Source organism: Candidatus Zixiibacteriota bacterium (assembly GCA_036480375.1).
Classification (GTDB): domain Bacteria; phylum Zixibacteria; class MSB-5A5; order GN15; family JAAZOE01; genus JAZGGI01.
In genome coordinates, this window is record JAZGGI010000007.1 from 41010 (window position 1) to 56934 (window position 15925).

Annotated in this window: 14 protein-coding genes and 2 tRNA genes; 7 read left to right on the plus strand and 9 right to left on the minus strand. The window is 42.3% G+C overall.

Annotation, left to right across the window (positions count from 1 at the left end; genetic code table 11):
* Positions 1–222 precede the first annotated feature (222 nt).
* The gene (locus tag V3V99_01560; GenBank protein ID MEE9441338.1) at positions 223–552 is read left to right on the plus strand and encodes a hypothetical protein; all 330 of its coding nucleotides are present in this window, start codon (positions 223–225) and stop codon (positions 550–552) included.
* The gene (locus V3V99_01565; GenBank protein MEE9441339.1) at positions 542–790 is read left to right on the plus strand and encodes a hypothetical protein; all 249 of its coding nucleotides are present in this window, start codon (positions 542–544) and stop codon (positions 788–790) included. The genes V3V99_01560 and V3V99_01565 overlap by 11 nt, the downstream gene beginning before the upstream one ends.
* Positions 791–1314: 524 nt before the next feature.
* Here V3V99_01565 and V3V99_01570 read toward each other — a convergent pair.
* Positions 1315–1398, minus strand: a tRNA-Leu gene (locus V3V99_01570).
* Positions 1399–1573: 175 nt separating this feature from the next.
* Between V3V99_01570 and V3V99_01575 the strand changes: the two genes are divergently transcribed.
* Positions 1574–2932 (plus strand): trypsin-like peptidase domain-containing protein, encoded by a 1359-nt coding sequence (locus V3V99_01575; GenBank protein MEE9441340.1) that lies wholly within the window; start codon positions 1574–1576, stop codon positions 2930–2932.
* Positions 2925–4343 carry a PDZ domain-containing protein gene (locus V3V99_01580; protein ID MEE9441341.1) on the plus strand — a complete coding sequence of 473 codons (1419 nt, stop codon included), beginning with the start codon at positions 2925–2927 and terminating at the stop codon, positions 4341–4343. Before V3V99_01575 ends, V3V99_01580 begins: the two co-directional genes overlap by 8 nt.
* Positions 4344–4352: 9 nt before the next feature.
* Here the strand turns inward: V3V99_01580 and V3V99_01585 are convergent, their stop codons facing one another.
* Positions 4353–5750, minus strand: coding sequence for a hypothetical protein (locus V3V99_01585; GenBank protein MEE9441342.1), 1398 nt, complete (start codon positions 5748–5750; stop codon positions 4353–4355).
* 16 nt (positions 5751–5766) lie between these two features.
* The gene (locus V3V99_01590) at positions 5767–7173 is read right to left on the minus strand and encodes a hypothetical protein (protein ID MEE9441343.1); all 1407 of its coding nucleotides are present in this window, start codon (positions 7171–7173) and stop codon (positions 5767–5769) included.
* 222 nt (positions 7174–7395) lie between these two features.
* Between V3V99_01590 and V3V99_01595 the strand changes: the two genes are divergently transcribed.
* From V3V99_01595 to V3V99_01605, 3 genes are all read left to right on the plus strand, one after another.
* Entirely contained in the window at positions 7396–8229 is an 834-nt protein-coding gene (locus V3V99_01595; GenBank protein MEE9441344.1) for a T9SS type A sorting domain-containing protein, read from the plus strand.
* A gap of 83 nt (positions 8230–8312) precedes the next feature.
* Positions 8313–9998, plus strand: coding sequence for a protein kinase (locus V3V99_01600; GenBank protein MEE9441345.1), 1686 nt, complete (start codon positions 8313–8315; stop codon positions 9996–9998).
* An 84-nt stretch (positions 9999–10082) separates the two neighbouring features.
* Positions 10083–10160 (plus strand) — tRNA-Glu (locus V3V99_01605).
* 1800 nt (positions 10161–11960) lie between these two features.
* Here the strand turns inward: V3V99_01605 and V3V99_01610 are convergent.
* The 6 genes from V3V99_01610 to V3V99_01635 form a co-directional block, all read right to left on the minus strand.
* Positions 11961–13322 (minus strand): hypothetical protein, encoded by a 1362-nt coding sequence (locus V3V99_01610; protein MEE9441346.1) that lies wholly within the window; start codon positions 13320–13322, stop codon positions 11961–11963.
* Positions 13319–13870: a CHC2 zinc finger domain-containing protein gene (locus tag V3V99_01615; protein ID MEE9441347.1), complete on the minus strand. Its 552-nt coding sequence runs from the start codon at positions 13868–13870 to the stop codon at positions 13319–13321. Before V3V99_01615 ends, V3V99_01610 begins: the two co-directional genes overlap by 4 nt.
* A gap of 280 nt (positions 13871–14150) precedes the next feature.
* Positions 14151–14291: a hypothetical protein gene (locus tag V3V99_01620; GenBank protein MEE9441348.1), complete on the minus strand. Its 141-nt coding sequence runs from the start codon at positions 14289–14291 to the stop codon at positions 14151–14153.
* 177 nt (positions 14292–14468) lie between these two features.
* Positions 14469–14879 (minus strand): hypothetical protein, encoded by a 411-nt coding sequence (locus tag V3V99_01625; GenBank protein MEE9441349.1) that lies wholly within the window; start codon positions 14877–14879, stop codon positions 14469–14471.
* 106 nt (positions 14880–14985) lie between these two features.
* Entirely contained in the window at positions 14986–15246 is a 261-nt protein-coding gene (locus tag V3V99_01630; protein MEE9441350.1) for a hypothetical protein, read from the minus strand.
* A complete protein-coding gene (locus V3V99_01635) occupies positions 15243–15551 on the minus strand; it encodes a hypothetical protein (protein ID MEE9441351.1) in 309 nt (102 codons plus the stop codon). Before V3V99_01635 ends, V3V99_01630 begins: the two co-directional genes overlap by 4 nt.
* Positions 15552–15925: the final 374 nt, after the last annotated feature.

The following is a 15925-nucleotide window of genomic DNA, read 5'->3' on the forward strand; positions in this document are numbered from 1 at the left end:
TAAAATAACCCACTTTTGCATTAAATAACAGTGCAAAACCTCCAAAATTCTGCCTGGATATATACTTAAAATTTTGGTTGCCAGCCGATAATTTTATTGCCAAATTGGCATTTTGGGCGTATAATAAACGTGAGCAATGTGGGTAGAAATACTTATCTAAAGCAACAAGCAATGATTGACGATATTGTAGTAGAAAAGAGATGAATTAAAAAGGATTAAATAATGAAGTCTACTACGAAGAAAAATAGTAACCCTAAGCAGTCAAAGAAGGCTCCTAATTATAGATATATCGACGAACACGCAAAAGATTTCGCGTTTTTTGACTATGTTAGGGTTAGGTCGGGGGCGCGAGGATCGCTTTTATCGTTTGGTAAGAGCCATCCCGAATCCAATGAGTTTATTATTTTTAAGGAAATATTAATACCTTTGGATGTGGCCTACAGTCTAAAAGATATTTTGATAAACCAATTTGATGAAATGGAAGAAAGCGGTCTAATTAATATCGAGAAACCTTCAAAAAAGAAAAATAAAGAGGTTAAGGATGATGAATAACCTAACATTTTCTCCTGATTTAGACTTAGATACTGCATCCGTGGCCATATTGTTTTCTTTTGGTGAAAATCCATTCGCCTCTCTTGTTTTTGACCAGGATACTTCAAGTCAAGTAATTTTAAAAAAGTCGGCTATCAGGAATATTAATGAAGCCGTCGATCAGCTTGATGATCTAAGTCAATGCCCAACCTATGATACCGTAGAGGGTTTTTTAGAATCATTAAAATGCAGAGAATAGACAGTTGGCCCCAAATAGGTTTTTTACATTAAGGAAAACACCCAAGTTTGATTCTGCCTATAAAAAACTAATCAAAAGTACTCCTGAAATCGAAGAGAAAATAACCCTGTCAATTAAAACCTTTATGAAAGACCCGCTGAATCCCCCAGCCGATTTTAAAGACGAAAAATTCCAAGATAAAAAGCTAAAAAGAAAGCATGGAAACATACGAAAATTCAAGCCAACCCAAGATTGTCGTTTGGCATATATTAGAAAAGATAGACAGAATGAAATAGTTTTTCTATTCATAGGAACTCGCAAGGACTTCTATAAAAAAGTAGTAAGACTGCCCAGTATTACATAATATCTGTTTTCTCAAATTGGGACATTACTAAATCGAATTCACGTTGACAAGGATCTCCTAATAATATCTTACCTTAACTTCATGTTGCCTAAAAAGTGTCCAAAATATTGTCCACGATCTTAGTCATTCGCCAAAAAAAATCGGGATAACTCGGGGGAAAATGGGATAGATGTAATCTTTATGCCGAAGGGGGGACTCGAACCCCCACGCCCGTAAGGACACTGCGCCCTGAACACAGCGTGTCTACCAATTCCACCACTTCGGCATTTTGAACCTTCCAATATATATAAATTACCTGTCAGGGCAATAGTTTTTTGAATTAGATGTTTGGACAATGGAACATTTTATCCGTCTTTCAATTATAAGCAATAACGACTTTTTTTATTGTTGGATGGGCAATAAAGAAGTATTCTTTTGCTAATTGAACCGAAGGAGAGTTGATGAGAAAACTATGCATAATTTCATCCGCGGTGATAATGTTGTCATCCGCGATTTTCGCTCAATCAGGCTATCAAAAAGATATATACGACGCTCGTGATAAAGTTTTACCGGCTTTGATTCATATTCAACCGGTAGTTTATGATTATGTATCCGGCCGGGAGAAAAAGCATTCAACGGTCGGTTCCGGGGTTATAATTTCAAGGAATGGCTATGCCGTCACTAATTACCATGTGGCCGGTCGGGCCGAGAGAATTATATGTACTCTGCATGATAGAGAGCAGATTCCGGCGGAATTAATCGGCGGCGATCCGGCGACTGATTTGGCGGTTATAAAGCTCGATCTATCCGATTATAAGGGCAGGATTGAACCGGCCACGATGGGCAATTCCGATGATTTGCAGGTGGGGCAGACAGTTCTGGCTATGGGCTCGCCGCTGGCGTTATCCCGGTCGGTTTCAATCGGCGTTATATCCACTCTCAATCGTTTCTTTTCGGGGGAAATCAGGCTGCCTTCCGGGGAGCAGACGGGCCGCTTTAATACCTGGCTTCAGACCGATGCGGCCATCAATCCCGGAAATTCTGGTGGACCACTGGTAAATCTCCGCGGGGAAGTCGTGGGAATAAATACCCGAGGCGTTTTTTATGCCGAAAATATCGGATTTTCAATACCAATAAATATCGTTAAAGAGGTGTCAACGATTCTAATCGAAAAAGGAAACGTTGACCGTAGTTGGATTGGGGTTCATGCGCAGCCTCTACAGGAATTGGAAAACTTCTTTGGCACTGAAACCAATAAGGGCGTTCTCATTGCTTCGGTTGACCCCGGATCGCCTGCCGAGCAAGCGGGGATTGAAGCGGGCCAGATAATTCTTAGCTTTGACGGGCATGAGGTTTCGGCCCGATTTGAAGAAGAGCTGCCGTCGTTTTACAAGCGAATATCGATGGCAAATCCGGGCGAAGAGACGGAAGTCGTAATCCTGTCCAACGGAAATAACAAAAGACTCAAGATAACTCCGCGATTATTGGGCGCTTTGCAGGGCGATGATTTTGATTTTGACCGCTGGGGATTTACGGCCAAATCGATAACGAGGCAAATGGCAATAGATGATCGCCTGACTGATACAATTGGAGTGTACATAACACAGGCGGCCGCACCCGGTCCGGCTTTTAACGGCGGGTTGCGCCGGGGTGACGTGATCAAGAAAATCAATAAAGATAAAGTGGTGGATTTGAATAACCTGAAAGACCAATATGAATTCCTAAACGGTGAGGAAAAGATTTTATTGACCATCAATAGACGCGATGAAACCCGTTATGTTTTGCTAAAACTGGATGGAATCGAGGTGGAAAATGATTAATAAATTATTTACGATTGCGCTAAGCTGCATTTTAATTTTATCCGGCTGTTTGGTTTTCGCGAATGACTCTGAGTCTATAACGGATATTAAACAGGTATATGATAAAATAAACAAATCATTGGTAGTTGTTGAATATGTCGCAGAAATGAATTTCATGGGCCAGAGCGAACGGATGGAAGGTCGCGTACTTGGTTTGGCAGTCGGAGAGAATTTGATCATCTTTGATGGAAGTCCGTTCGGTCATGGTGCAGGCTTCGGAGCGAGTATGTTTGGGGCTCCCCGGGTGGATAAGCCGACCTCCTTGAAAATCAAGGATTATAAAGGCGATACCTATGAGCTCGATTATATCGGTGTGGATGATTACACCTCAATCGCATTCGGGCGGCTGAAAGAATTCGATGTCGGTAAAGTGATCCCGGCCGAGTTTGTGGATACCGATTTGAAGTTAGGTACCAGTATTTATATCTTTTGGCTATTGCCGAAGAATTATGAGCCTCGGTTCCAGGTGGCGAAAAGTGTAATAACTAACGTCCTGTCAAAACCCGAAGAGTTTTATTTGACCGGTGAAATAAATCAGGATTTTATAATGTCCCCGGTTATAATGCGTAACGGAAAACTGGCGGGAGTAGTCTCACTGGCCGGTCAGGCGTCGAGCTCGCCTTTCGATTATGGAACAGTTTTTGGCCCGCCCGTAGGGATTATGCCGCTGGAAAAATTCAAGAATCTCCTGGCGCATCCTCCCGCTCCGGACGAATTCAAGCGGGGATGGCTGGGAGTATCTATGCAGGCTCTTGATCCGGATGTGGCAAGTATGCTCGGTTTCGAAGTTTCGGGTGGCATAATCGTAACCGATATTTTGAAAAATACTCCCGCGGAAAAAGCTGGAATAAGAACCGGAGATTTTATCGTTGAATTTGATGGCAAACCGATCGAAGTTACTGAACAAGCCGGTCTATCGGTCTTTCAGAAAAAAATATCCGATGCCGGAGCCGGGGGCACTATTAATTTGAAATATATTCGCCCGGGCGGTGATAAGATCGACACCGGGCATGTAACGATTGTATTAACGCAGCGTCCGATTTCTCCTAATGACGCTCCGCGCTACGAAGATAAAAATTATGACCTAACCGTTCGGGATTTGGTTTTCGCCGATTTTAATAACCGCGACTTGGATGAAGGTGAAATTCAGGGGATTGTTGTAGAAAAATCTGAATCCGGAGGTTGGGCCTACGTCGGTGGAGTTGGGGGCGGCCATATTATTATGAAGATTAATGATCAGGAAGTAAAATCGGTTAAAGATTTTGAGACGATTATGAAGGAGATTGAAGCCAACAAGGAAAGCGAAACCGTATTCATGGTCTGGAGGCGTCACAAGACACAATTTAAACACGTAAAGACGCACTGGGAATAAATCTTTAGATTAAAAAAGATATTGGAGACGCACCTGGATATTTCGCCCGCTGTTTAATTTCAGCGGATTTTTCTTTGATCCATTTGATGCTTCTGCCGGTTCAGTCGGGGCGGAAGAAGTACCGTTATCATCGGATTCAAACTTAGTGATTTTTATAGGGAAGAACTGCGAAATATCGCAACTTAAGACAAAACGATTCCATTTTTTTCCGGCGGAGATAAATAATCTGCCGAAATCAACTCGTTTCAAATTACTGACATATTTTTGCAAATCGGCGACTCCGAATACAAGAAATGCCGGCTGCCAATGACTGAATCTCATATCAGGATAAGCCCGAAATAGATTTAACGCAGGACGGAAAAAGCCATTGCGTCCAATCTTGAAATCATTGTCGACGGTCAACTTCCACAAAACTATATCAGCTTGGGCGGTAAAATTACGGCGTAATCCCAATAGATCGGTTAATTGATCCCCAAAAGGCCAGCTTTGAACATTTCCGGAAAGATCTCCGGCAAAGTGCATTCGCTCAAAAGACAATTTCCAATTTCTCAAAACCGGATTGTAAGATACATCACATTGCCATTCGCTCAGATTTCCGATTATTTTTGACAGTTGACCAAACCGGACATTGTCATAATGAAGATTTATCTTCCCGCCACCGTTAACTTGACTGACACTGAATTTGACATAGCCCCTGTTTGTTTTTTCAAACATTATCCCGAAGTAACGGTAATTTCCTGAACCGGATATATTTGAGCTATAAGGTTCGTCATTTGGGATTATATCTTCCATAAGATCGATATCATTAACGACACTGAAAAGAGTTAGATTTTCGTGGAGCTTTATTCTAACCGAAAGCCCGTAATGATACCAATCGACTGAAAATGGGATTGATATTAATTCGGTGTCATAGGAGCTGTCTAAGAACAGCGATTTTGAATTTTTTCCTATATCTACAGTTAAAAGGAGCGCTTCGACCGGCGTATATGAGAGTTTCGTTCCAAATATAAATTGAGTTCGAGAAATACTGCGGGATACGGTTGCCCGGGTTCTTAGTTCCAGGACCGAAAACAAGGGCATATCGATATACACTGAGCCCGATTTATCATGATGCGTGATATTTATATTGGTTTTATTGAGACCATTATCTCTTAAATTCAGTCTATTATCCGAGATTAACCAGCCAATACGGGCTCCTTTGTAAGGAGTAGATTCGAGGATGCCGCCCACCCGGGATGTAACGAACCGGCTGTGATGTTCATCATGATTGATAAACATATAATGGCGGAAGGAACTTGTCAGGCTCCTTCCATTATCAATTAGTTCGACCGATTCGGCTGCCGCGTCAGAACCTGGCGTCAGAGCCAGAAGCAGACCGAATATTATTATGAGAGATCGTAGTCTCATTTAATCACAAACTGCCTTATTCAAAAATGCACAAATCAAAACTGATGGTTTTTTCCCAATCAAGAGCGGTTACTTCGATAAATTCTTTCAGATCAGCGTCGGTTGTAATGCCGGGAAAGATTCCATTTATCGAAGGATTGGGGAAGATCCATTCTTCATATGAGTTGGCATCCCATGTAATCGTAACCATATCACATGTGTCGACATAGAAGATATTGTAATCATAGGAAATCCATGTGGTATCGATAAATGATGATATTTCGGTGCTGTACGGTGGCAGGAGGGAAAAGATGCCGTCGATGGGATTGTCAAACAAATTTGCGGCATCTACCTGCAAAGAGTCAGCAAAACCATCGTTATCAAAATCGGCGACGACCCATTGTGTCCCGCTCATATAAAACTGGACCGAATCAATGATAACATGTGCTTCGATAAAGTCATAGGCTGTCCAGTCGGTAACGATTAATTCATTTGATTGATCGGGATCGGATATTAATTCAGCGGCCAGGGCAGTCAAGGCGTTATCCACAAAAGTGATGGCTTCAAGAAAACCGGTTTTGGCTGAAGACATCTGAGTCTCGCCATCATCAGCCAAAGACATCCAGTTGTTGCTTTGGTCAAGCATATATGCCAGTCCGGCGCCGTCATAGCTGGGCAAGTCAATATCATAGGCAATCGCCATGTGGAAAAAGCTCTTAACGACCCGCAATCCGGCGGCAAAAGTCAGGAAATCGGCTCGGTCAACTTCTATCGAATCAGAAGTTTCGCCGATCATTTCGGGAGTAACCCAGAAAACATAATTGGGAACGTCCAGAACGTGGTCCATATAAGTTGTCGCGCTTGTGATGGCCGGCATTAGATCGTTGCGAATGATAGCCTGAATTTCAGAAAACTTGGGCGGATTTGAAATCGCCAATGAGGCCAGAGCCAGATTTGTCTGAGCGAGGAAATTCTTTTCAACCCCCGAAGACTCAAAATCAGTCGGAAATCCGATCATCGCGCCGGTACCGGAGACTTTGTCGGGAAGAGGAATATGCCTTTTAAAAAACATGCCGGACTCATCCATGACCAATATCGTATCGATTAGATCATTTAAATCCTGACTCTGGGTGATCGATAACATTGATGTTATGGCCGCGCCGAAACTGGCCTGAGGATTGCCGGGATTGAGATTTTCATAATTGACAAAAATCTGATGCATTTGTGAAAAGTCGAAATTGTCCAGTTGCGGATTTTCCGCATACTCCATAGAATCGAACATGGCCTGCATCATGGCTCCAAAAGCAACTATGATCGAATCCATATCGGTTTCAACGGTTGGCGGCGTGGGGCCCCCTGTAGTATCATCTTCACTGCAGGCACCAAATATAAAAAGGCTGGCGCTCAGCAAACAGATTAAAACCTTCGTAATTTTGGATTGCATAAAATCCTCCTTGAAGAATAAAAATTTGATATGTTTTGTGGAAGTGTTTTTACTTACAGTCCTCCCGAATCCAGTATTATAGATGAATTTATTATGTTTTGCAATGAATTTATGGCATAGGGTTTGCAGAATGGAATACGGATTTTGCTAAAACTCAAAGAAAGGCAAACTTTTAGCTCTGTAATTTGTAATATATATTAGACATAGAAAGGAAAGTCCCGCATGTTACAACTGGCAAAGCATTTCACCCTTCTGGCATTATTTTTCCTATTTGGGTTGTTTTGTGCCGAATCGCAGGCCGGAACGGTTACGGTCGAGTCGATTAACGCCTATCCCGGAGAAGAGGTAGTTGTTCCGGTATATTTGAGCGATAATAATATAGATATAGCTTCTATGACGGTTCCGCTCAAATATTCGAGTCCTGATGTATATGTGGATTCAATTTCGTTTGTCGGCTCGTTGGTTCAGCCCAATATGGCCGCCCTGGCTCATATTGATAATTGCAATCAAACCGTGAGATTTACCTACGTGCCCCAAAGCGGTATTCCTTTAATAACCGCCTCCGATGGACTCCTGGCCAATATACATTTTTCAGTTTCAGCCAGTTCATTGGAACAAATTGTGAGTATTGATTCGATTAACAGCGTTGAATATTTTGGGGAATTGGAACTCTGGACGCGACTGGAATTAGCTGATTCTACCGGCCTGAATACATATTTCCCTGATTTTGACGAGGGTTCGCTTGCAATTTTTTCGCCTCTTGACGCCGATGAGGGTTTCGCCGGAATTCCGACGGTACTGGAATTGAAACAAAATTACCCCAATCCATTCAATCCGTCGACCACAATTTCTTATTCTTTGCCGGAACAGGCCCATGTTTCTCTCAAGATATATAATATCCTGGGTCAGGAGATTAAGACTCTGATAGATGAAACCAAACCGGCGGGACATCATGAAATCGATTGGAGCTCCGGAACGGCGGCCTCGGGCATTTACTTCTATCGGCTGGCCTTTGAGGACAAAATCCTCACCAAAAAAATGACGCTGCTGAAGTAAAAATTTGTTCCTTATTTCCGAAAAGAATAAGAGGGTCAGGTTTCTGCCAGCCCTCTTATATTTTTTTGATTGGGGAATAAGGAATGCCGGAACAAGCGGTTAAACAGCAATTGCCACGGATAGGCGATTATGAAATAATTTCCAGGATTGGCAAGGGGGGCATCGCTGAAGTATATAAAGCTCTCCAAACATCCCTCCAGCGGGAAGTCGCCATAAAAGTATTATCTCCGGACTTGGCTCATGATTCGGATATTGTCCAGAGATTTGAGCGCGAGTCAATCATGATTGCCAAGCTTAATCACCCCAATATTGTTCATGTGATCGATAAAGGCATTCAGGGTGGGCGTTATTATTTTGTCATGGAGTATGTCGACGGCACCGATTTTAAGCATATAATTTATAATCCCCGGATAGATATTAAGGCAAAAATCGAGCTAATGGTTCAAGTCTGCAAGGCTCTTGATTTTGCTCATAAAAATGATGTGGTTCACCGAGACATAAAGCCGGGCAATATTCTCATTGATAAACAGGGCAACGCCAAGATTGCCGATTTTGGGATCGCCCAGCTGCGGGATAAAACCGACGTCGAAATGACTTCGTCCGATATCGTAATGGGCACTGTCGCGTATATGTCCCCCGAGCAGAAATTCTCATCTGCTAATGTAGATCAGGCTACTGATATATATGCTCTGGGAATTATTCTGTACGAAATCTGCTGCAGTAAAAAACCGGAAGGACATTTTAAGATGCCGTCTGAGATTAATTCGATGATCCCGACGGCTATGGATTCGATTATCACCACCTGTCTTGCCGAAAATCCGGGCGAACGCTTTGCCTCCGCCGGGACTCTCAAGGACGCTCTCCTGAATGCCTTCTCCGGCCAATTATATACTTCGGGACAGGCCGAAGCAACAATGGCACGAGCCGAGTCGTTTATGGGCAAATGCCGTTTTCTCGATACCATAAAGGAAGATCGTTTTAGCTCAACGTTTCTGGTGGAGAACAAGGAAACCAAGAAACTGTACATTATAAAAAAGAATAAAAAGGGAGAAGCAGGCAAGCGCGAGGCGCAGATCCTTTCCAGTCTCCGAAACAAACATATTATCTCAATACTGGGTGCCGGTGGAGACAACTCTAAAACGGTTGTAGTTACTGAGTACGCTCAGGGTGGATCATTAGCGGACAGGCTGGCCCGGCAGTATTCCTGGAGAGAGGCTATGAAAATCGTGGTCCAGATTGCCGAAGGATTGGAATTTGCTCATCATAACAATATAATTCATGGTAATCTGCGGCCCTCAAATATACTATTCGATGAAAATGACGTAGTGAAATTGACCGATTTCGGTTTACCGCCCCATTATTCCAAGCAAAAGGACTGGTACGCTCCGCCGGAGAAGAAAAGATCCAAGCAAGGGGATATGTTTTCTCTGGGTGTCATTCTCCATTCTCTCTTAACCAATAAGATTCCTCAACATGACCGGTCGGGAAATCCTTACCTAACCGAAATCGGCAATAAGGTATCGGATAAAGTAAAAGACATTCTTAAAAAACTGCTGCAAATACGAGTCGCCAATCGGTATCAATCAATGGAAGAGATGTTGATTGAATATTCCGAATTTATAGCTGAGGAAGGGAAACCCAAAGTCAAAATAGCCCGGAAAGAGGCCGAGAAGAAAAAGCACAGAAATCTGGTACCGGTTTTTCTTGCCTTGGTAGCAATCTTTATAGGCATTCTATTGGCGGTTTACGGGGATATGATATTTAATTGAGGCTACTAATTATTCTTTCCTAATTAGGTGTATTTTCCTTGACAGCGAGTGCAAAACTGATATTATAGGGCCTGTATTGTACGCGTCCCCATCGTCTAGTCCGGCCTAGGACACCGCCCTTTCACGGCGGCGACGGGGGTTCAAATCCCCCTGGGGACGCCAAACATTTTTGGTAAATATCGGCTCAAATAGATTCCCTAAGTAAGCGTTCCCCAATAACTTAAATTTTACGCCATTACTCGCCAATTTTTGGCTTACGGAAATTTTCTCCGGGAAGACTTTTGATAGTGCACTTCTGAGCAGTGGGATATTGTCCTGCTGTTTAGTAATGATTTTATTAAATCCTAAAATCATATCTTGGACTTTTTCCAGTGTTACCTTTTTGACATGTACCGGGGATTGTTTGGCATGTTCGATTTTATTGTTTAATGCTCGAAGGTCTTCTTCTCGCTGTGCGATACGAGAACGCACCGATTCGGACGAATCTCCAGCCTCAATGTATTGCAATAAATTGTTGAGCTGCCCTTCCACTTTTCGCTTTTCACGTTGCAGTGATTTAGGGTCGAGGGTTGAACCCGTCATAATAACATCTATTCTCTCTTGTATCTTTTTTAGTATGAGCTTTGTCATGGATGGTGCGAGAAGTACCTTTCGTAATTCAGAGAGAAATTCAGTTTCGACTATTGACCTTTCAAGTTTATAACCATTTTCACATACCGAGCGACCCTTATTCCGGGCGGTATTGCAGGTTAAGCTTGAATACCTCCCTGCGTTTACTACAACCATAGAGCCGCCACAATTAGCACATCGCAATAACCCAGAGAGTAAATACTTCTTTGCGCCTGCAGCAGTCTTGGTACTTCTCGATTTAACGAGAGCCGCCACCGCGTAGAAATCAGAGTCAGGTACAATGCGTAAATCTTCCGACTTATATTCAACCCAGTCAGTAACTTTATTCACTACCGAACGTCGCATGTCGGGAACGCGCTTATTGAGTCGCTTGACCTTATTGTATTCCCATGCGCCAATATATTTTTTATTCATCAATATGGTTCTAACAGTTCCGGGCGACCAGTGCCTATTTCCGGTTGGTGTGTCCGCGCGGGGAGCTGGCACGTTTTCTTGATTTAAACTATGTGCTATTGCGCGGTACCCTAAACCATTTAATCGGAGCCCAAAGATTCGCCTCACGACATTGGCTTGCTCAGCATCAACAAATATCTTACTGCCCAATTTTCGAGGATTCCCAAATTTATCCAATTCACCGGACGGGTCTAATACGGATTCAGTCTTATATCCATATACGCGGCCCCCTGCAGAATATCCCCGCATGACTTGACCTTTGAGTCCCCGGATGACCTTAGCTTTCATGTCATCAAGGAAAACCTCGTTCATAATGCCTTTAAAATAATAGGGTAACTTGCCTGAGGGGAGAGAGGTGTCGATGCCATCGGCAACGGAGACAGTAAATACACCGTATGATTGAAGCTCTTTGAAAATTACGATTGATTCTCCCATGTCACGACCGAGGCGACTGAGGTCATCGACAATGATGGCTTCGAATTGTTGTAGCGATGCTGCCTTTTTGAGAGCCAAATAATTTGGGCGGGAAGTGTCGGCCCCACTTAGAGCATAGTCTTTGTAGAGGTGCTCCTCTGACAATTCCCACCCATGCTGATCAATATAGGATTTACATTCTCGTATCTGATCTTCTATCGAAGTCTCTTTTTGATTATCTGAAGAGTATCGTGCATATATCGCACATTTCATTTTAATTCCCCCAATCCAAGAGTTGATTCATTATAGACCGAACGTCATTAAAATGCAAGTGTCGGTTTTCCCTCACAACCCTAAAAAGTGTTAAAGTAACCACCATGCTTACATTCCTTTTTCTTATAAGCTGTTATCTTTCTTTAAATTTGAGGAAATGGGAGACACAAAACTCCCATTTCCAATATTAAATCAAAACGGAAGGTCTGGATCAAATTGCTGCCGATTTTGCCAAGTATAGCGATATTTCTGAAAATCATCACTCAAAAGCCAATTGAAATCTGCTTTTAATGTGATCCTACTTGGCTCGGGGCCTTCTGATCTGTCCAAGCTAACCAGTCCAAGTACGGCCAGTTTCTCGAATATCCGCAATGCCTTTGGTTTGCTGATACTCTTGATGCCGGTTAAATCTGATGATGTCAAACTGCCTGAACCGGTAGATTTATCAGGATGGTTGTCCAAGAGAAGCTCAACCGTATCACGACGATCATCAGGCATGGTTGATAACGCAACTTCGACAATCAGCGGCATATCATCCACTGACAAACGTTTTCGATCATTAAGAATCGCATGACCGCGGGCGAGACCATAGAGCACAGAAAACAGCCGATCGGGTTCTTCGGGAATCGGTTGGCTGTAATTTACTTCTACTTTGCCGCCGCGTTCTTCGTCCCAGTTAGTAATAGCCTGACGTGCCTTGACAGTAAACGAAGACAATTTGATAATCTGCCCCACAATATCCTTTGATTCGTTGTGTCTGTCCCAATCAACTTCCCGATAATACCGATTAGGACCATCACCATCAAACTGAGCCATGAAATATTCAAGGAAATCTCGCACAACAGCGTGACAAGCCTTTACACGATCACGATAAGCTTCCCGGTCATAAAACTCCTGCAGCATCTTGTTTTGTTTAGCTTCAATAGAGAGATTGGATGGAACGGTTAGAAATAACAAGCGGCTGCCAAATTGGCCCATAGTATTCCATACAGCCTGCCGGATTGGCGTTGATGCTCCCAACCAAGCGAAATAGTAATCGCCTTCATAGCCGCGTTTTCCATGCACTCCGGAATTGGTTGTTAGACCTTCACCGTCAAATACGCGGGTCAATACCGAGAAGTTATGTAGCAGCTCGTCTTTGTTAGTGCCGAATATCGGAGCCAATTCTGGCACAACGAGACATTTCCCTCTTATTTTTGGAAGCATATCTACATCGGAGAGTTTTTCCTTTTTAGTTTTGGCCGAATGGGATACAAATGATGCTGGAGTGAAATTGTCCGAGTGATATATCAGGTCATCGTTGCCATAGAAAAACGACAACACTGTAGTTTTCTCTGATGATGCAGGACCAATAATATTCAATCCAACTGGATTCTGCTGATCCTTCAATCCGAGAGTAGCAATAACTGACAGACATGCATCGGCAAGAAACCAGACTCGCTCATCAAAATTGGCTGTAATTACCTCTTTTATTACCTGGTACTTTTTAATGATGGAGGTTTCATGTCCATCAGCATCTAATCCAAATTCTCTTGGGGCGATTTCCTGCATCATTTTACCCCCTTTTGTAGGGAGTGGACACGGTGTGTCAGCCATATTACCTCAGCACCCCAATACTCTAATTCATATTCGCAATATTGCATACCAGCGATATGCTTTGCCAATAATAATTGGTTTTCTTTGAGCAATTGACCGAGGATGCGCATTCTTACTCCGTAACTATCTCGAAGAGCATTGATGGCGTATATATCCGATTTTAATCCCTCGATAATAGCTGATCGTTTCCTGGATTTCCGTTTCGGTAACGGTCCGGAAGAAGTCACTTCTTCGCGTTTCAACTCAATGCCTGTCATGTTTGCAAGATAATCCATTGCATCTTTTCGCCTGCAATTTTGAAGGCGGCAGACTAAATCAATCAGACCACCGCTCGCGCCGAATGAAAAGCAATTAAATATTGAATCCCTGTGGGAAAATGATGACGGATTGTTACCACCATGAATTGGACATGGAATACGACCTATCCTGGAGGTTTCAATTCCATGGTTCTCCAGGATATCACTGATAGTTACACTGTTGAGAATTAAATCAACTCCATTCACCATTACCACCCCCTTTAGGAGTGTTCTGGTTCATTACTAAAACTTTCAAATTGCGGAGCTCATTCATTATATCAAGAGCTACAATTTTTGAAGATTCTCCCTTGGAATAAAATGATTGCAAAATTTCTTCACCGGGAGAGGAGTGTAAAACAAATGTTTTGCGACGTATACCCGATGATTCTACACGGACAAGCCGAGCATGCTTGGCCGCAATGAGGAATGAAGTGAGATAAATGTCTGTCGTTCTGTACTCATTTTTACTGTTTTTTTTGTGTATCGACATTTAGTAATAAACACCACCTTTAATAATTAGTCCCCCTTGTTCACGCAGATACTCCTTAACGAGAATCTCTGCAATTACATCTGCCAGCATATCCAGTTCTCTTGGAAGCTGGTTATTAACTTTTGAATCAAGTTGTTTCAATAAAATCACCCCTTAATAATCTATTGTAAGATTGGGCACCCCCTTGTTAAAATGTTTTTATTTTTTATTATGTTTCTCCCCGCATCAAGGCGGACTTTTATTTGTTCTCATACAATCTCCTTATGCTAACACTTTGGTTTAAGATTATGTTTATAAATCATCATAACTCATTGTCATTTAACCAGTTTTAACGAATAACGGTTGAGTTGAATCATTGTCTGACGATTCCTCAAGTCGCTTCAAACGATCTTCAATATCGCATACCTCACGGATTTTAATCCATGAATTGATAAGCAGAGTGATGGCATTAGAAACATTAGGCGCAATATCACCGCGTCTAACCTGGCTAATTGTTACCGATATTAACGCCTCGATATCCTGTGCGGAAGTTATTAAAACATCCGGAGTATCTTCGGTCAGGACTTTTGTCGATGCAATTTTACTCTTCTTGCCCCCAATCCTTCCAACCCTGCTGCGTTCTTCTGCCAAATCAGGGTCGTGATACCAGCAATATGGTCGTCCGCCAATTGCAAACGCTCCACACTGGTTTCCATCTTCTTTAATATGATTACATTTTGGATTTTTCATTCGTTTAACCAACCCCCTGGGAGATAGTTACTTATGTTTAATATTCTTGTCTCACGAAATACTGACATAATTCACCAATCGCATTGCCATTTTCATTAATCTCCATTCAATTGATATCATCGACACCTCCTCCATTCCAGGGATTTGCCAACATAAATTCAATCTCTGTTTTATGAACTCCGCCAAACCGTTTCAAGTATTCGATAACAAACTCATCCACCGAAGAAGGAATCATTTGTATGCCATATCTTAATAAACCCTGGCGAGCCTTTTGTCGCCTTAATTCAATGATTACCGGATCAATAGCTCCTAACTTTGATGTCGCTTTATCCTCAAGTCTATTCAAACGAGCTTCGAAATTCCTCATATTGTCACCTCTTTCGATACAATACTCTGATATTGCCAATAAAGTCCTATTCGACTATATCCACTTATTTCCTTTAACGGAAACGGTTCAAGGAATACAGTACCAAAAAGACTTCCGGTTTTGATTCCCTGTAAGCCTTTGTCTTCAAAATGGTCTTTGTAGAGATAAGTATCTAAAGCAAATTCAATCGCTTCGGCAGCTTCAGGTGATTTTTCGCAATTTATTGGAACGTAGGGCCGACTCCCCATGAGAGCTTTATGTAGGCGGGGAATCATCGTTTCAATGATGGAGTACAGTTTAGGCATAACGATATTAGACCTGTCCGCATCAAAGATAGTTTTATTTATGCATTTATATCTTTAATACGGCGACTTATAATCGCTATTCCTATGATTCTGTACTTCGTGCGCTCTTTTCCAAGCGTCTTGAACCAGAGTCAGTGCAACAATTTCTTTATTTGGCAATCAATACTACTAACCACACTCCCTGGTTATATAACTCATTATTACAAAATATTTTATTTCTTGTCAATATTTATTTTTTATCACTCAGAGAGGTGGTTGCAGGATTTTGGACAATGTGTTAAGGTGGAAATGAGACATTATTATGAGGAGCTTAAGTATGAGAAAGCGACGAAGTTTTTCCGCCGAATTTAAGTCCCGAGTTGCGCTTGAGGCAT